This window comes from Streptomyces sp. NPDC047022, from assembly GCF_040644155.1.
Lineage (GTDB): Bacteria > Actinomycetota > Actinomycetes > Streptomycetales > Streptomycetaceae > Streptomyces.
Genome location: NZ_JBEYVV010000006.1, coordinates 101245 through 115620, shown reverse-complemented (window position 1 = coordinate 115620; position 14376 = coordinate 101245). Strand labels below are relative to the sequence as shown.

Annotated in this window: 15 protein-coding genes; 10 read left to right on the top strand and 5 right to left on the bottom strand. The window is 70.4% G+C overall.

Going from position 1 to position 14376, the window contains the following annotated elements:
* Position 1 precedes the first annotated feature (1 nt).
* Positions 2 to 2392 (bottom strand): M4 family metallopeptidase, encoded by a 2391-nt coding sequence (locus tag ABZ845_RS09825; protein WP_360975508.1) that lies wholly within the window; start codon positions 2390 to 2392, stop codon positions 2 to 4.
* 417 nt (positions 2393 to 2809) lie between these two features.
* On the opposite strand from ABZ845_RS09825, the gene ABZ845_RS09820 reads away from it, so the two are divergent.
* Complete coding sequence (locus ABZ845_RS09820) at positions 2810 to 3022, top strand: hypothetical protein (protein WP_360975505.1); 213 nt, start codon at positions 2810 to 2812, stop codon at positions 3020 to 3022.
* 108 nt (positions 3023 to 3130) lie between these two features.
* On the opposite strand, the gene ABZ845_RS09815 is transcribed toward ABZ845_RS09820, so the two are convergent.
* The gene (locus tag ABZ845_RS09815) at positions 3131 to 3385 is read right to left on the bottom strand and encodes a DUF5133 domain-containing protein (RefSeq protein WP_360975783.1); all 255 of its coding nucleotides are present in this window, start codon (positions 3383 to 3385) and stop codon (positions 3131 to 3133) included.
* Positions 3386 to 3652: 267 nt separating this feature from the next.
* Here ABZ845_RS09815 and ABZ845_RS09810 point away from each other — a divergent pair, with 267 nt between their 5' ends.
* Positions 3653 to 4828 (top strand): hypothetical protein, encoded by a 1176-nt coding sequence (locus ABZ845_RS09810; protein ID WP_360975502.1) that lies wholly within the window; start codon positions 3653 to 3655, stop codon positions 4826 to 4828.
* 454 nt (positions 4829 to 5282) lie between these two features.
* Positions 5283 to 5699, top strand: coding sequence for an STAS domain-containing protein (locus ABZ845_RS09805; protein ID WP_360975499.1), 417 nt, complete (start codon positions 5283 to 5285; stop codon positions 5697 to 5699).
* Between the two features lie 183 nt (positions 5700 to 5882).
* On the opposite strand, the gene ABZ845_RS09800 is transcribed toward ABZ845_RS09805, so the two are convergent.
* Positions 5883 to 6362: a MarR family transcriptional regulator gene (locus ABZ845_RS09800; RefSeq protein WP_360975496.1), complete on the bottom strand. Its 480-nt coding sequence runs from the start codon at positions 6360 to 6362 to the stop codon at positions 5883 to 5885.
* Positions 6363 to 6512: 150 nt separating this feature from the next.
* On the opposite strand from ABZ845_RS09800, the gene ABZ845_RS09795 reads away from it, so the two are divergent.
* The 6 genes from ABZ845_RS09795 (at position 6513) to ABZ845_RS09770 (ending at position 12464) form a co-directional block, all read left to right on the top strand.
* Complete coding sequence (locus tag ABZ845_RS09795; protein WP_360975493.1) at positions 6513 to 7679, top strand: PP2C family protein-serine/threonine phosphatase; 1167 nt, start codon at positions 6513 to 6515, stop codon at positions 7677 to 7679.
* Positions 7680 to 7902: 223 nt separating this feature from the next.
* A complete protein-coding gene (locus ABZ845_RS09790; protein ID WP_360975490.1) occupies positions 7903 to 8802 on the top strand; it encodes an STAS domain-containing protein in 900 nt (299 codons plus the stop codon).
* Positions 8799 to 9227 carry an STAS domain-containing protein gene (locus ABZ845_RS09785; protein ID WP_360975487.1) on the top strand — a complete coding sequence of 143 codons (429 nt, stop codon included), beginning with the start codon at positions 8799 to 8801 and terminating at the stop codon, positions 9225 to 9227. Before ABZ845_RS09790 ends, ABZ845_RS09785 begins: the two co-directional genes overlap by 4 nt.
* A gap of 47 nt (positions 9228 to 9274) precedes the next feature.
* Entirely contained in the window at positions 9275 to 9670 is a 396-nt protein-coding gene (locus ABZ845_RS09780; RefSeq protein WP_360975780.1) for an anti-sigma regulatory factor, read from the top strand.
* Entirely contained in the window at positions 9667 to 10734 is a 1068-nt protein-coding gene (locus tag ABZ845_RS09775; protein ID WP_360975484.1) for an ATP-binding SpoIIE family protein phosphatase, read from the top strand. Before ABZ845_RS09780 ends, ABZ845_RS09775 begins: the two co-directional genes overlap by 4 nt.
* Complete coding sequence (locus ABZ845_RS09770) at positions 10731 to 12464, top strand: SpoIIE family protein phosphatase (protein WP_360975481.1); 1734 nt, start codon at positions 10731 to 10733, stop codon at positions 12462 to 12464. Before ABZ845_RS09775 ends, ABZ845_RS09770 begins: the two co-directional genes overlap by 4 nt.
* Before the next feature lie 90 nt (positions 12465 to 12554).
* Here the strand turns inward: ABZ845_RS09770 and ABZ845_RS09765 are convergent, their stop codons facing one another.
* On the bottom strand, positions 12555 to 13016 hold the full coding sequence (locus ABZ845_RS09765) for a MarR family transcriptional regulator (RefSeq protein WP_360975478.1): 462 nt from the start codon (positions 13014 to 13016) through the stop codon (positions 12555 to 12557).
* Between the two features lie 220 nt (positions 13017 to 13236).
* Here ABZ845_RS09765 and ABZ845_RS09760 point away from each other — a divergent pair, with 220 nt between their 5' ends.
* Complete coding sequence (locus ABZ845_RS09760; RefSeq protein ID WP_360975475.1) at positions 13237 to 13671, top strand: ATP-binding protein; 435 nt, start codon at positions 13237 to 13239, stop codon at positions 13669 to 13671.
* 31 nt (positions 13672 to 13702) lie between these two features.
* On the opposite strand, the gene ABZ845_RS09755 is transcribed toward ABZ845_RS09760, so the two are convergent.
* A complete protein-coding gene (locus tag ABZ845_RS09755; protein ID WP_360975472.1) occupies positions 13703 to 14113 on the bottom strand; it encodes an ATP-binding protein in 411 nt (136 codons plus the stop codon).
* Positions 14114 to 14376 lie beyond the last annotated feature (263 nt).

Genomic DNA, 14376 nt, shown 5'->3' with positions numbered 1-14376 from the left:
GTCAGCTGGTCGTCAGCGCGGTGTCGTCGACGACGAAGCTGGTCTGCAGCGAGGAGTCCTCCACGCCGTTGAACTTCAGGGTGACCATGGTCCCCGCGAGCGAGGACAGGTCGAAGGACTTCTGGGAGTAACCGGAGGCGGCGTTGAGGTTCGAGTACGTCGCCAGCGTCTTCGATCCGGCGGTCACCGTGAGCTTGTCGTACTGGGTGCTCTTGGTGGTCTCCGAGGTGTCGATGTGCAGGTAGAAGGTGAGCGTCGCCTTGCAGCCGGACGGGATCGCCACGGACTGGGACAGCGTGTCGGTGTGCGTGGAGCCGTAGCCGTCGATCCAGGCCTTGTAGGAGCCGCCGTGCGCCGCTTCACCGCTGTCGTTGGTGATGACCCCGCTCGTGGCGGTCCAGGTGGTGTTGCCGGACTCGAAGCCCGGGTTGCCCAGCAGCTGCGACGAGGTGCAGCCGCCGCCGCCCGAGGGGCTGACCGTCCAGGTGAAGCTCGCGGTGCCGGTGGCACCCGTGCTGTCGGTCACGGTCACCGTGGTGCTGTAGGTTCCCGCGGTCGTCGGGGTGCCGGTGATGGCTCCCGTCGAGCTGTTGATCGACAGGCCGGGCGGCAGACCGGTGGCGCTGTAGGACAGGGCGCCGCTGTTGGTGCTGGACGCCGAGATCTGCAGGCTCACCGCGGTGCCCACGGTCGAGGACTGGCTGCCCGGGTTGGTGACCGTCACCCCCGAGCTCGGGGGCGTGATGTGGCTGCCGACGTTGATACCGGCGAAGGCGTTGCCGACCCCGGCGTACTCGGCGGAGTTGGCGCCGTACAGGGCCGACGCCGCGTTCAGCGCGGCCGTGCGCGCCGCGGCGTAGTTCGTGCTGGACGTCATGTACGTCGTCAGCGCCTTGTACCAGATCTGCAGCGCCTTGTCGCGGCCGATGCCGGTGACGGCGACGCCGTCCGAGGTCGGGCTGTTGTAGGTCACACCGTTGATGACCTTGGTGCCGCTGCCCTCGGAGAGCAGGTAGAACATGTGGTTCGCCGGCCCCGAGGAGTAGTGCACGTCGAGGTTGCCGACGCCGGAGTACCAGCTGTCGGCGGAGCCGCCGTCCTTGCTGGGCTTGTCCATGTAGCGCAGCGGGGTGCCGTCACCGTTGATGTTGATCTTCTCGCCGATGAGGTAGTCGCCCGGGTCGGAGCTGTTGTTGGCGTAGAACTCGACGCCGGTGCCCATGATGTCGGAGGTCGCCTCGTTGAGGCCGCCGGACTCCCCGGTGTAGTCGAGGCCCGCGGTGTTGGAGGTGACACCGTGGCTCATCTCGTGGCCCGCCACGTCCAGCGAGGTCAGCGGGTCGTTGTTGCCCGAGCCGTCGCCGTACGTCATGCAGAAGCAGCTGTCGTCCCAGAACGCGTTCACGTACGAGTTGCCGTAGTGCACGCGGGAGTACGCGGCCGTGCCGTCGTTCTTGATGCCCGAGCGGCCGAACGTGTTCTTGTAGAAGTCCCAGGTCTCCTGCGCGCCATAGGCGGCGTCGGCGCCGGCGGTGGCCGCGTTGGAGTTGGTGCCGTCACCCCAGGTGTCGCTCGACTGCGAGAACAGCGTGCCGGTGCCGGACGAGCCGTGGTTCAGGTTGTACGTCTTGTGACCGCCGCGCGAGGCGTCGTTCAGCGTGTACGTCGAACCCGACTGCGTGGTGGTCAGCGAGACCGTGCCGCTGTAGTGGGTGTTGCCGACGCCATTCTCGATGCCCTGGTAGCGGTAGAGCTCCTGGCCCGTGGTCGCGTCCGTGATGACGTGCAGCTTGCTGGGCGTGCCGTCGTCCTGGAATCCGCTGATCACGGTCTCCCAGGCGAGCTTCGGCGTGCCGTTGCCGGCCCAGATCACCTTGCGGACGCTCTGCGCCGCGGGGTTCTTGGCGTCGAGGGCCTTGGCCGTCTTGAGCGCCTTGCTCTGGGCGGCCGACTTGGTGAACGCCGCGGTGGTCGTGGGCACCGTGATGGTGCGCTTGTTGTTGAACGTCGTGCTCACGGTGCCGGTGGCCAGGGAGGCCGGCGGAGTGTGCACGACGAGGTCGCCGCCGAGGACGGGCAGTCCGTCGTAGGTGCGCTCGTAACGGGTGTGGAGCGTGCCGTCGTTGTCCTTGACGACGTCCTTGACGACGAGCTTCTCCTTCGAGCCGAGGCCGAGGGAGCGCGCGGTCTGCGTCGTCTTCTCGGCCGCGCTCTTGAGCAGCGCGCTGTGCTGGGCAGGGGAGAGGTGCGCCTCCAGAGCCCCGGTGCGCAGGGTGCCGGCGTGGGGAGCGGGGGTGGCGGTCGCCGGAGCCGCCTGCATGCCGACGGCGAGGAAGGCGGCGGTCGCCACGAGGGCGCCGGTCGCCGTCGCCTGACGGGGTATTCGTCTCACTCGTACTCCTACTGCTGCGGCCGCGAGTCCTACGGCCGGTGACAGACCGGACAGACGGGATGTGCTGTCCGGAACGAGCTGAGCGGTGCGGGGAACCGTAACCGTGGTGGGGCTGTACACAGCGCGCACCGCGGCTGGAGGCAGGGTGACAGCATTGACCCGTCCATGTCAGTCACTGGCACCGGATTCGAGGGTTATCCCTCGGCCGCCGCGCCAGTGCGCAGGCAGGCAGCCGCGAACACCGTGAGTGGAATATTCGTCACGCACGGTCGGAGACCGGGAGGTGGCGGGAAAGAATCACCTCTCCCGGGATGCGGGCGGCGTCATCTCGATGAAAGGTGAGGTGAAGGGTGGTGTCCCGCCCGCGTGACGATCCGCGGGTGCCACCACTGCGGATCGACTCGCATGGGAGACAAGATGCCGACGTCACAGCCCGATCCGTCACATCGCCCGTCCGCCGACCGCGCGACGCCGGACGACCTGCTGCATGTGGCTCCCAAGGAGTCCAAGCCCTCGGCCGTTGATCTGGTCCTCGCCTCGGGCAGGGACATCACCCCCAAGTCCCTCGCATGGGCGGAACGCAAGCTCGCGTCCGAGGGGCGGGCGGCGCTCGACAAGCTGCTGCCGTAGCGATCACCCGCGGAACCGGAATCGGCAAGATCACCGCGTCGGAGCCCCTGTCCGGCGCGGTGATCCCGTGAGAACGACGCGGGGCCTCCGGCAGACTTCCCGCGGACCTCAGACGGTCACCGGCAAGCTCTTCCCTCCGCCCGCCTCCCGGGACCCGGGGCGCCCGGTTCCGTCGACGAGCAGCGCGTCTCCGGCCGCCACCGCGTCGTGAACACCACGGGTTCCCATCATGACGCACAGCGTGTAACTGACGTCCTCGAGCTCTCGCGCCCTTTCGGGCGTGTGCCTCTCGGCGAGCGCGATCTGCAGGGACGCGTACCGGGTCAGCAGCCCTCTGACGACCTTCGGATCCGGAACGAGCACGGCCAGGCCCTCTCTCTCGATGTGCGAGTCGGGTGCCCCGCCACCGACATGCCATGCACAACTCTGCTTATCAGACCGCACGTTGGCGCGATCGCGACACTCGCCCCGCCCGTTCGGCTTCCGGACTTTTTCCTCGTTGCTGCGCATATCCGCACGCGAAATGGCAATACGGTAGAGGAAGGAATCATCCCTGACCTCGCCTCCAGGCCCGTGACATGCACGGACCATACTGGAGGCGCCCATCGACCCCGTACCGCAGAGTGATCCATGGCAAAGTCCTCCCCTGTCCGTGACGCGGCTCCCGACACCGTGTGGCTGGCACGCGGGCGATACCTCGGCCCGGACGCCGAGGACACCGTCCGGCGGCGGCTGCGTGAACTGAAGAGCGAAGCGGTCATCCAGGACCTGTTCGAGCCCGACGGCTCCCGTGGCTCCGGTGGCCCCGCAACATCAGATGACCCCGACGGCTCCGGAGCGCTCGGGGATTCCGGTCACTCCGGTGAGGCGAGCACCGAGGGCAGCCGCTCGTTCGAAGCGCGCTGGACGGTCGCCGACGACGTTGTCGTACGGGCCCGTCTGGACCTCGGGGCGACCCCCGGCCAGGACGGCGCGCAGGACTGGGTGCTGGTGGCCGAGGCGGACCGCGGCTGGGAGCTCGACTGGCCGTCGCCCGCCACCGTCTTCTGGCCCGAGGACGCGGACAGCCCCTGGGACCACGACGTCGTGGGGGGACTGCGGTTCCGGCGGATCAACCCGTTGCCGTCGGACGACCGGGCCCTCAAGCGTCTGCTCAAGGAGTGCGCCCGGCACACCTGGGGCATCCATGTGGTGATCCACGAGGCGATGACCACCGGTGAGCGCGGGCTGCGGCCGCTGGCGCCGCTGCTGCCGCCCAGCCTGCGGCACCGCATCGTGGAGCACCGTGCCACTCCCGAACAGTTCCAGGTGGTCAACTGGGCGCTGTACGACCTGGGGGTGCGGGTGCCCCGTGGCGGCGCCGTGGTGCTCCCCGCGGTGCCGGGCGGTCCGGGTGTCGACGACAACAGCCTCAGCGTGCGCTCGGTGTTTCTCGACGGTTCGGTGCCCACGGACCTCATCGATGTCGTACGACGCCGCGCCGAGGATCCCGGGCCGCTGCCTCAGGGGGGCGAGGAAGCGCTGGGCGCACTGCGCGAGCAGTGGCATCTGACGACGCTCGAGGAGGAACTCGTCGTCGCCCGCCGCCAGGTCGCCGCCTACGCCGAGGCCCTCGAGGCAATGACGAAGTCGCGCGATCTGTACCGGGAGGCGGCGGAGCTGGCTCACGAGGCGCTGGCGGGGTACCGGGAGTCCTTCGGCGCGCTGCCTTCGCCCGGACAGGAGCCGTCGCGGAAGAGGGAAGGTTTTTCCTTGCGGGGGTTGGCGAGGCGGTTGGGGGAGGGCGGGGAGAAGCGGTTCGGATGAACGCCGGGGGTGTCGTCGGCTGCGTGTGCGTCGTGGCTTTTTTGCGCAGTTCCCCGCGCCCCTGATCGGTTGCCGCCCGGTACGTCGTCGACTGCCGGTGCGTCGTGGCTTTTTTGCGCAGTTCCCCGCGCCCCTGATCGGTTGCCGCCCGGTACGTCGTCGACTGCCGGTGCGTCGTGGTTTGCTGCGCGGTTCCCCGCGACCCTGGTCGGTTGCGCCCGGTGTGGCGTGGGATTTCGCGCCATTCTTCGCGTCCCTGGCCACCTGCGGCCCCTTGCGTCGTTGCTTGGGTGTGGTGAGACGTGTTGCGGGTACTCGGGGGCGCAATCGCTGTCGGATGGTGTTGCGGTGGGGAGAGGTTGATCACTCTTGGGGCGTGGCCGTCCGTGCATCGGGAACCCGGCCCGGGGTAGGCGGAACCCCTCAAGCCGTATGTATACGTATGGGAGGCATTGTGTCGGCCGAGAAGACCCCTCTGTGCATCGATGTGACAACGCCACGAGAAGGTGTCGCGCTGGTCATCGTGAAGGGCTACCTGGACGTCGACACCGCAACGGAGTTGCATCACCACCTGGCCAACCAGATGCACCACGGGCGGCGGCATCTGCTGCTCGACCTGTCGTCCGTGCCCTTCATGGATTCTTCCGGCATCAACATCGTGCTCAGGGCCTACAAGGAAACCCGGCAGGCCGACGGCTCCGTGGGCCTCATCGATCCCGCACCGGCCGTGCGGCGGATCCTGGACCTGACGGGAGTGAGCCTGACCGTCCCGTCCTTCGGGAGCGTCGACGACGCCCTGGCCGCGATGGAGGCCTCGTCCGGGTCGCCCACAGCGCATACCCCCCTCCTCAAGGGTGCCGACACCCCCTGACAGGGGCACCGCACCGGCCTGCCCCGCCCGCACCACCCCCGCTTGGGCATTCGCGCACGCGGGGGCCAAACGGCGGCAATACTTGCCGTTTGACAACTGTAGCCGCCAGGCAACAAAGTGTGGGGGCATCGAACGCACGGAGGGAACTGCAATGTTGCGGTGGGCGGAACCGACTGCCCCGCTTCACGCCGTACGGGCGCCGGTTCCCTCGGCCTCGTGGAGCTCGGCCGATGCGGCGGCCACGAACGCCTCGAGTCCCTGGAGCAGCGCCGTCCTCTTGGCCGCCGGCATCTGGGCCAGGACGGACTCCAGTGCCTGCTCGCGCCGCGACCGCACCTCGGCCAGGAAGGTCCTGCCCCGGCGGCTCAGGTACAGCCGCAGCTCACGGCGGCTGATGGAGCTGGCCGCGCGCTCCACGTACCCGACGGCCTGGAGCCGGTCGCACAGCCGACTGGTCGAGGGCGGGGTCGAGCCGAGCGCGTCGGCGAGCGTCCGCAGGTTGATCCCCTCGTTGTGCTCCAGGATGAAGAGCACACGCATCTGGGAGGCGGAGACGGGGGTGGTCGGGGCGCGTCCCCACAGGATCTCCAGCAGTTCGGCCGCCTCTGAGGTCACACGCGCCACCTCCGCGGGTTCCGGACGCGGGCTGGAGGAAGTCACCATCTCACTCTCCCAGACTTCTCGGATGCTGTCGGCCCGCCGGGGACGCAGCACGCACACAACGATAGATACGGACACCGGCGCACGACCGCACGACCCCGCCACGACATGGGTCCGGAATCGTACTAGTAGAAGAATGGCGTATCCGACATCGTGAACAGTTTTGTCGCAGCAGAAAGGGCGCTCCGGAACGCGGCTCCGCACTGTCTGGTGGACGCGCTCCGGGAGGTGCTGCGCACCGAGCACGCGGCGGAGTCGGTCGATCTTCTGATGGCCGACTACGGACTCACCGTCCTTCAGCCCGTCTCGCCGCAGCCCCACGCCGCCGACCCCGTACCCGTGCACGGAAGCACGTCCGGACGGGCATTCGGCGCGCAGGACCCCGTCGTGGAGGAGCTCGGTGACCTGGTCCGGGTCCATCTGCCGGTGACCGTACGCGGGGACCGGCTCGGTGTCCTGACGGTCACACTGCCGTCCCGCCGGGCGGCCGGGACACTGCCCGAACTCGCCGACATCGCCGAGGTCCTGGGCCATGAACTGATCGTGGCCGAGCGGGACACCGACGTCTATGTGCGGGCCAGGCGCCGGGATCGGCTGACGCTCGCGGCGGAGATGCAGTGGCAGCTGCTCCCCGGCCGCTCGTGCGCACGGCCCGAGTACGCGCTCGGCGCGCAACTGGAGCCCGCCTACGCGATCTTCGGGGACAACTTCGACTGGTCCGCGGGCGCCGACCGGCTGATGGTGTACATCACCAACGGCATGGGCGAGGGCATCGAGGCGTCGCTGCTCACCAACCTCGGGATCAACGCCCTGCGCAACGCGCGACGCGCCGGGATCTCCATCGAGGACCAGGCGGCCCTGGCCGACCAGGCGGTCTACGCCCAGTACCGGGGCTCCTCCTACCTGTCCGTGCTGCTGCTCGACATGGAACTGTCGACCGGCCGGATAAAGGTCGTCGACGCCGGTTCCCCGCGGATGCTGCGCCTGCGCGGCAGGAGCGTCGAAGCGATCGACTTCGAGGCCCAGCTGCCGCTCGGCATGTTCGAGGAGACGGACTACGTCGTCCAGGAGTTCCAGGTCGAACCGGGAGACCGGCTCGTCTTCGTCAGCGACGGCGTGTACGGGGTGGCCGCGCCGGGAGGCGAGACCTACGGCGAGCGGGCGCTGGCGAAGGCCATCGCGTCCACGATACTGCTGCCCGCCGCCGAGGTGCCCCGCGCCGTGCTGAGGGAACTCACCGGTCACCGCGGCGTACCCGACCCGCAGGACGACGCACTGGTGGTGTGTCTGGACTGGTTCGGGCAGCAGGACGCCCCGTAGGGTTTTCGCGGGCACCGGCGCTCCGGCCGGACGGCCTCGTGCCCGCACGCATGAGCGAATGAACGGCGTTCGAGGAGGCCCCCGTTCGTGGGACGGTCTTCGGGACAGCCACGGGTGTCCTGTGCGATCTCGCATGATTACAGTTGTCACGCGACAATGAACCGCGCTCTTGGAGAAGGCTCCCTGGCAGCCGGTCGGGCGTACGTACGAAGGAGACAGTGACGTGACGGACCAGGAGTCGGCAGCGGACCAGGGGACTTCGGCGCGGATCGTCGGTGACTTCCTGCGACGCCGCCGCGAGCAGATCGCGCAGCGCTGGTCCGACGAGATGCTGTTCCGTACGGTGTTCACGGTCTCCCGTGACGAGGCCGTGGAAGCCGCCGGCGCCCTGGTGGAGGCGCTTGCCGTGGTCGCCGCCTCCGGGCGGACCGAGGACCTCCGGGCCCCGGGCTTCGCGGGGGTGCGGGAACAGCTCACGCGTATGGCGGCCTCGCGCGCGCGTGCGGGTGCGGGCCCCTCGCAAATCGCCGACGAGGTGGCGGCGCTGCGCCCGTCGGTCACCGATCTGCTGAGGGCCGACCTGGCCGTGACGGACGGCGAGGCGTCGGGGCCGCAAGTGGTCACGCTCACCGTCCTGCTGGGCACGCTGCGGCTGCTCGTGATGGAGACGGCCCTCAGCGCGGGCGAGGAGATCATCGACCGGCAGCGCCTGCAACTGCAGGAGGTGGCCACGCCCGTCATCAGCCTGTGGAGCGGCATCGTCGCCGTGCCGCTCATCGGCACCCTGGACAGCGCCCGTAGCCAGGTCGTGATGGAGAGCCTGCTGGAGGCGGTCGTCACACAGCAGGCCCGCTTCGCCATCCTCGACATCACGGGGGTGCCGACCGTCGACTCGCTGGTGGCTCAGCATCTGATGAAGACCGTCGCTGCGGCACGGCTCATGGGGGCCGAATGCATCGTCTCCGGCATCCGGCCCGCGATCGCCCAGACCATCGTGCATCTGGGGATCGACCTGGGCTCGGTCGTCACCCGTGCGAGCCTCGCCGACGCCCTCGCCTACGCCCTGCACCAGCAGGGTGCCGTGATCGTGGACCGGTCGTCGAGCGGAGGCGTCCCGCGATGATCGACGGCTACAGGGGGCCGGCGGGCGCCCACGTCCCCGTCCTCAAGGTCGGCGACGTGCTGCTCGTCACGCTCCACGGCGAACTGCACGACAAGGCGGCCGAGCAGTTGCAGCAGGACATCGGCGAGGCGATTGCCCGCAGTTCGGCGGCGGGCGTCGTCATCGACGTCTCCGGCGTCGAGATCGTCGACTCCTTCCTCGGCCGCGTCTTCGCGGAGATCGCCGCGAACGCGAGGCTGCTCGCGGCTCAGACCGTCGTGGCCGGCATGCGTCCCGCGGTCGCCATCACCCTGGTCGAACTGGGCCTCACCCTGCCGGGCCTGCGCACCGCGCTCGACACCGACGAGGCTCTGCGGATGCTCACGCGAGCGTCCGCATCCACTCCTCCCCTGTCCCCCGGTCCCGGACGCCAGGAGAACGCGTGACGGAGACATCGGGCCGCCTCGCCGCATGCCTGCCCATCCGCTCGGACATGGATCTGGCGTGGGTACGGCAGCATGTGCGGCGTGCGGCGGCCGAGGTCGGTTTCGGTCTGGTGGAACAGACCAAACTGATCACCGCGGCCAGCGAGCTCGCGCGCAACACGCTCGTCCACGGCGGGGGCGGACAGGTCGAGTCCACCGTCCTGGACAACGGCCGCGCCCGGGGTCTGAGACTGACCTTCACCGACGACGGCCCCGGCATCGCCGACGTCGAGCGGGCACTGACCGACGGCTACACCTCGGGCGGCGGGCTGGGACTGGGGCTGGGCGGGGCCCGGCGGCTGGTCCACGATTTCTCCATCGACACCGCTCCCGGTGTCGGCACCTCGATCACGGTGGTCTGCTGGACCGCCGGACCGCCACGCCCCCGTGAGGAGGCACGATGACCCACGTCCGGGACATTCCCGTCCACGACCCGACCCGGGTCCGGGACGTCCGTGTCGCGGCGAAGGACGCCTGCGGACGCGCCGGGTTCCCACCGGACCGCGCCGCCGCGGCCGAACTCGTCGCCACCGAACTCGCGACCAACCTGCTCAAACACGCGGGCGGTGGACAGATCCTCATCGAGACGGTGGACGCCGGCCCCGGGCACGGGGCGTCCGAGCCGAGGCCCGCGCTGCAGATCACCGCGATCGATCACGGCCCGGGCATCGAGGACCTCCCGACCGCGCTGGGCGACGGCTTCTCGACCACGGCAACACTGGGCGCGGGCCTCGGAACCTGCCGCCGTCTCGCGGACGTCTTCGACCTCCACAGCTCCCCCGGGCGCGGCACCGTCGCCCTCGCCCGCATCCATGCTTCGGTGGGGAACCGGTCCAGGACACAGGACGGCAGCGCCCCCGCGCGGGTCCGGGCCGGAGGGGTCAACATCCCGTTCGTGGCCTGTCATTCAGGCGATGCCTGGGCCTGTGTACGCTCCGGCGAGCGCGTCACCCTGCTCCTCGCCGACGGGCTGGGACACGGGCCGGCGGCGGCCGAGGCCTCCGACGCGGCCGTCCGGCACCTGCGGCTGAACGCCGCGCTCAGGCCCGAGGAACTCCTCGCGGGACTCCATGGCGCGCTGCGCGACACCCGGGGCGCCGCCGTCGCCGTCGCCCAACTCGACCTGGCCTCCGGGCAACTGGAGTTCTCCGGCATCGGCAACGTGGGGGCCAGGCTGCGCACCGGGGACGACTGGCAGCATCTGCTGTCGCATCCGGGGATAGTCGGCGCCCACCGGCCCGCGCACATCCCCCGGCACCGGCTGCCCTGGTCCCCGCACTGCCTGCTCGTCCTGCACAGCGACGGGCTGCCCAGCCGGTGGTCGCTGCGCTCCGACGTGCCCCCGGCCCTCGACCCCGGCGTGACGGCGGCCCTGATCGTGCGTGACGCCAGCAGTTCCGCCCGGCCCGTCCGCGACGACACCACGGTGGCCGTGCTGTCCCCCACACAGGCGGGTCGTGAACCATGACCCACACCTGGCGCATCAGCACGGTCGTGGACGCCGCCCGGGCCCGTGTCGACGCCGCCCGGCTCGTGGCCGAGCACGATGTGCCCGTCCTCGACCGTGCGCGCCTGGTGACCGCGCTCACGGCGCAGTTGCGCCAGTCCCTCGACAAGGGCGGCACCTGGCGGCTGACCCTGCACGCCACGCGGCCGTCCCGGCGGCATGAGCGTTCCCAGCTGCGGCTCACCCTCCGCCCGGCCCCGGACGACGGCCCACCCGAACAGCCCACGTGGCGTGCGTCCGTACTCGCGGCAGAACCCGACGACCGCGCCGCCCCGGCCTCACCGACCGGAGGCCCCGAAGCCCTCGCCGAAGCGCTCCTCGGCGCCGACGACGACACCGCCCGTGTGCTGGACGCCCTCACGGAGCAGGAGACGCTGGTCGACTTCCACCGTGAGGAACTGCACCAGACGAACCAGGGCGTACTGGCCCTGCACGCCGAACTGGACGCCGCGGGCGAGGCTCAGCGCGAGTTGTTCGCCGCCGAGCGCGCCGCCCGTACCGAGGCGGAGGAGGCCCGCAGCAGGCTCACGTTCCTCGCCGACTCCAGCGATGCGCTGACGGCGTCCCTCAACCACGGGGAGATCGTGCGTCTGCTCCCGCAGCTGCTGATGCCGGCGTACGCGCGCAGCGTCGACGTATGGCTGCTCAGCGACGAGGACGCGGAGCGGGGGCACGGTCCCCGTCCGGCCGCGGCGGTGCTCGCCGCGCGCAGCGGCCGGCCGCAGTACGCCGCCGCGCACCCGGGCGGACTGCCCGGGGTGGACGACCGGCCGCCCTCCGCCCTCCAGCCCACCCGGCCCCATCTGTGCCTGCCTCTGTCGGCCCGGCGTACCACCCTCGGCGTGCTGATCCTCACCCCGCCCGGCGAGCGGTGGGACCCGGACGACGCCGTGATGCTCATCGAGCTGGCCCGCAGGGCCGGGACCGCGATCGACAACGCGCAGCGCTTCGAACACAACCGCGACATCGCGGAAACGCTGCAACGGGCGCTTCTCACCGACCTCCCCAGCACCCCCGGGCTCCACCTCGCCGCCCGCTATCTGCCGGCGACCCACGGTCTCAACATCGGCGGAGACTGGTACGACGCCTTCCGCCAGCCCGACGGGAGCCTGATCGCCGTGATAGGCGATGTCACCGGCCATGGGCTGCACGCGGCGGTGATGATGAGCCAACTGCGCACGGCGCTGCGGGCGTACGCCGTCGACGGAGGCAGCCCGGGCCGGCTTCTCACCCGGCTGCACGTGTTCCTGCATCATCTGCAGCCGGACCTGTACGCCACGGCTGTCATCGCCCGCTTCCGTCCCGGCGAGCGCGTGCTGACCTGGGCGGCGGCGGGACATCCGCCACCGGTGCTGCGCACGCCCGACGGCCGGGTACGCACCCTTGACGACAAGCCGGGCGCCATGCTGGGCATTCCGCTGCGCCAGGACATCGAGGACCACACCGTCGAGCTGCCGCCCGGGGCCACCCTTGCCCTGTACACGGACGGCCTGGTGGAGCGCCGTGCGCAGGGCATCGATCCAGGTATCGAGCGCCTCACCGAGGCGATGTCCGCACTGGCCGCACGAGACCTGACCCACGGTCTGGAATCCGCCGCCGACCAGATCCTGGACCCCTTGCTCCGAGACTCGGAACGAGACGACGACGTATGCCTCCTGCTCTGCCACGTCGAGGAGGCTGCCCCCCGTTAGCAACGCGGAACACCGCCGAAACGCACGCCCGACAAGGGGCGCGGGGAACTGCGCAAAAAACCGCACCGCACCCGCAGGGACAGCGCAGCGTCACGACTCCCCGCCCGGTCCCCCCACCTCCCGCACCCCCCGAAGCCCCCGCTCCAGAGATTCCCGCTGCGCCGGCGCCATGGCCGCAAGCACCGCCGCAAGGCTCCCCGCCCTGCGCTCGGCAACCTCGGCCAGCACCTTGCGCCCCTGCGCGGTAACCCTCAGCTGCAGTTCCCGCCGGTTGAGAGGATGGGCCACCCGCTCCAGCAGGCCCGCCGCCTCCAGCCGGTCGCAGAGCCTGCTCGCCGCGGGCAGCGCGATACCCAGCGTCTCCGCCAGCGCGGTGAGGTTCAGCTCCGAACCATGCAGCACCGCCGTCAGCGCCTTCAACTGATGCCTCGACAGTCGCGGTGTGACGGACTCCGCTGCCGAGATCCACAGCGTGACCAGGCTCTCCACCGCGTCCCCGAGCTGGCGGGCCAGCGCCTTGGGAGTGCCGCCCGCCTCCTCTGCCTCCGTCACCTCACGGTCAACTCCCACCGCGCTTCCCACGCCTGCCGTGCCCTCCGCTTCGGACCGGCCGTGCCGGACCGTTCGGCGCGCTGCTACCCAGGCCGCCCCCGAGTACACGTGATCTCACAGGCGTAGGCGCCGTCTTTTCGGCAACCGTCTTAAAGGGAGCCGGGCGACAGCGTGACGAACGACGACATCCGGCCGGTGTGCCGGCCGGGGGAAGGACGGCATGGCAACGGAGCCGTGTTGGGACGACAAGCCCTGGCCGTTCGAGGCGGTCGAGTGCCTCTTCAGCGAGTTCGACGGCGAACTGCACGATGTGACGGACGCACGACTGACCGCCGAGACGTTTCTGCGCCGTCTCGCGCGGGCCGCTCCTCCCACGAGTCCGGACCACTGGAACGATGTCCTCCTGGTGGTCGACGAGCTCGCCGCCAATGCGGTGCAGTACGCCCCGGGCCCTTTCACGCTTCGGCTGCGGCCGACCTTCGACGGGGTTCATGTGACCGTCCACGACACCAGCCCTACGCCACCCTCGCCGCGCCCCTTCCGGCCGGGCCGGGCAGGAGGCATCGGATGGCACCTCGTGCACACCTTGTGTGACCAGGTGAGCGTCGTCGTCCAGCCGGACGGCAAGGATGTCCACGTCTTCCTCCCCTGGTAGGGGCACTTGCAGCGGCCTTGGTGACCCGCCTTCAGGCCGAAGGCGCCAGGGGCACCAGAACGCTCACCACCTTTCCGCCACCGGCGCACCGCTCGATGGAGATGTCGCGCGCCAGCTTGATGATCAACGGCCATCCGTACCCCCCGCCCCGGTGTATGTCGGGCAGGGCACCGGAGCCGAAGGCCACCGGCGGGATGTCCGCGCTGCGGTCGTGGACACCGATCCGGATCCCTTCCGGGGTGACGGTCGCCCGGAAGGACACCAGACCGCCCCCGTGCCGGAACGCATTGGAGACCAGCTCCGATGTGACGAGCAGCAGATCGGTGACCGCCTGCTCGGCCGGCGCAACGCCCGTACCGTCCTCACGCGCGCGTACAAGGGCCAGCACATGGGCGCGGGCCGACGCCGCGCTCGTGACCGAGGGAGCCTGCGGGGACGGCATTCCGTCAGCCGCCGGCGCGTGGACCGTACAGCTACAGCCGGGAGCGCCCGGGCCCCCCTCCTCTTGTGCCTCGCCCGTGTCGGCCGGATGCGCCCCGCGCGAGGGCATGCTCGCCGGTATCATCGCGCGCCCTGACCCGGCGGCCGGTCCAGCACGGCGCCGACGAAGAACCCCGCGAGCGGATCACGGGGCGCGGTGATCTCAAGTGGACCCCCGGATACCGGAGTGCTCTCCATGTCCTCCCCCGTGTGCTCCCCTGCCGT

Coding starts and splice junctions, on each gene's coding strand:
- ABZ845_RS09820 (WP_360975505.1), top strand. CDS start 2,810: ATGCCGACGTCACAGCCCGATCCGTCACATCGCCCGTCCGCCGACCGC.
- ABZ845_RS09810 (WP_360975502.1), top strand. CDS start 3,653: ATGGCAAAGTCCTCCCCTGTCCGTGACGCGGCTCCCGACACCGTGTGG.
- ABZ845_RS09800 (WP_360975496.1), bottom strand. CDS start 6,362: ATGGTGACTTCCTCCAGCCCGCGTCCGGAACCCGCGGAGGTGGCGCGT.
- ABZ845_RS09785 (WP_360975487.1), top strand. CDS start 8,799: ATGATCGACGGCTACAGGGGGCCGGCGGGCGCCCACGTCCCCGTCCTC.
- ABZ845_RS09780 (WP_360975780.1), top strand. CDS start 9,275: ATGGATCTGGCGTGGGTACGGCAGCATGTGCGGCGTGCGGCGGCCGAG.
- ABZ845_RS09775 (WP_360975484.1), top strand. CDS start 9,667: ATGACCCACGTCCGGGACATTCCCGTCCACGACCCGACCCGGGTCCGG.
- ABZ845_RS09770 (WP_360975481.1), top strand. CDS start 10,731: ATGACCCACACCTGGCGCATCAGCACGGTCGTGGACGCCGCCCGGGCC.
- ABZ845_RS09760 (WP_360975475.1), top strand. CDS start 13,237: ATGGCAACGGAGCCGTGTTGGGACGACAAGCCCTGGCCGTTCGAGGCG.
- ABZ845_RS09755 (WP_360975472.1), bottom strand. CDS start 14,113: ATGCCGTCCCCGCAGGCTCCCTCGGTCACGAGCGCGGCGTCGGCCCGC.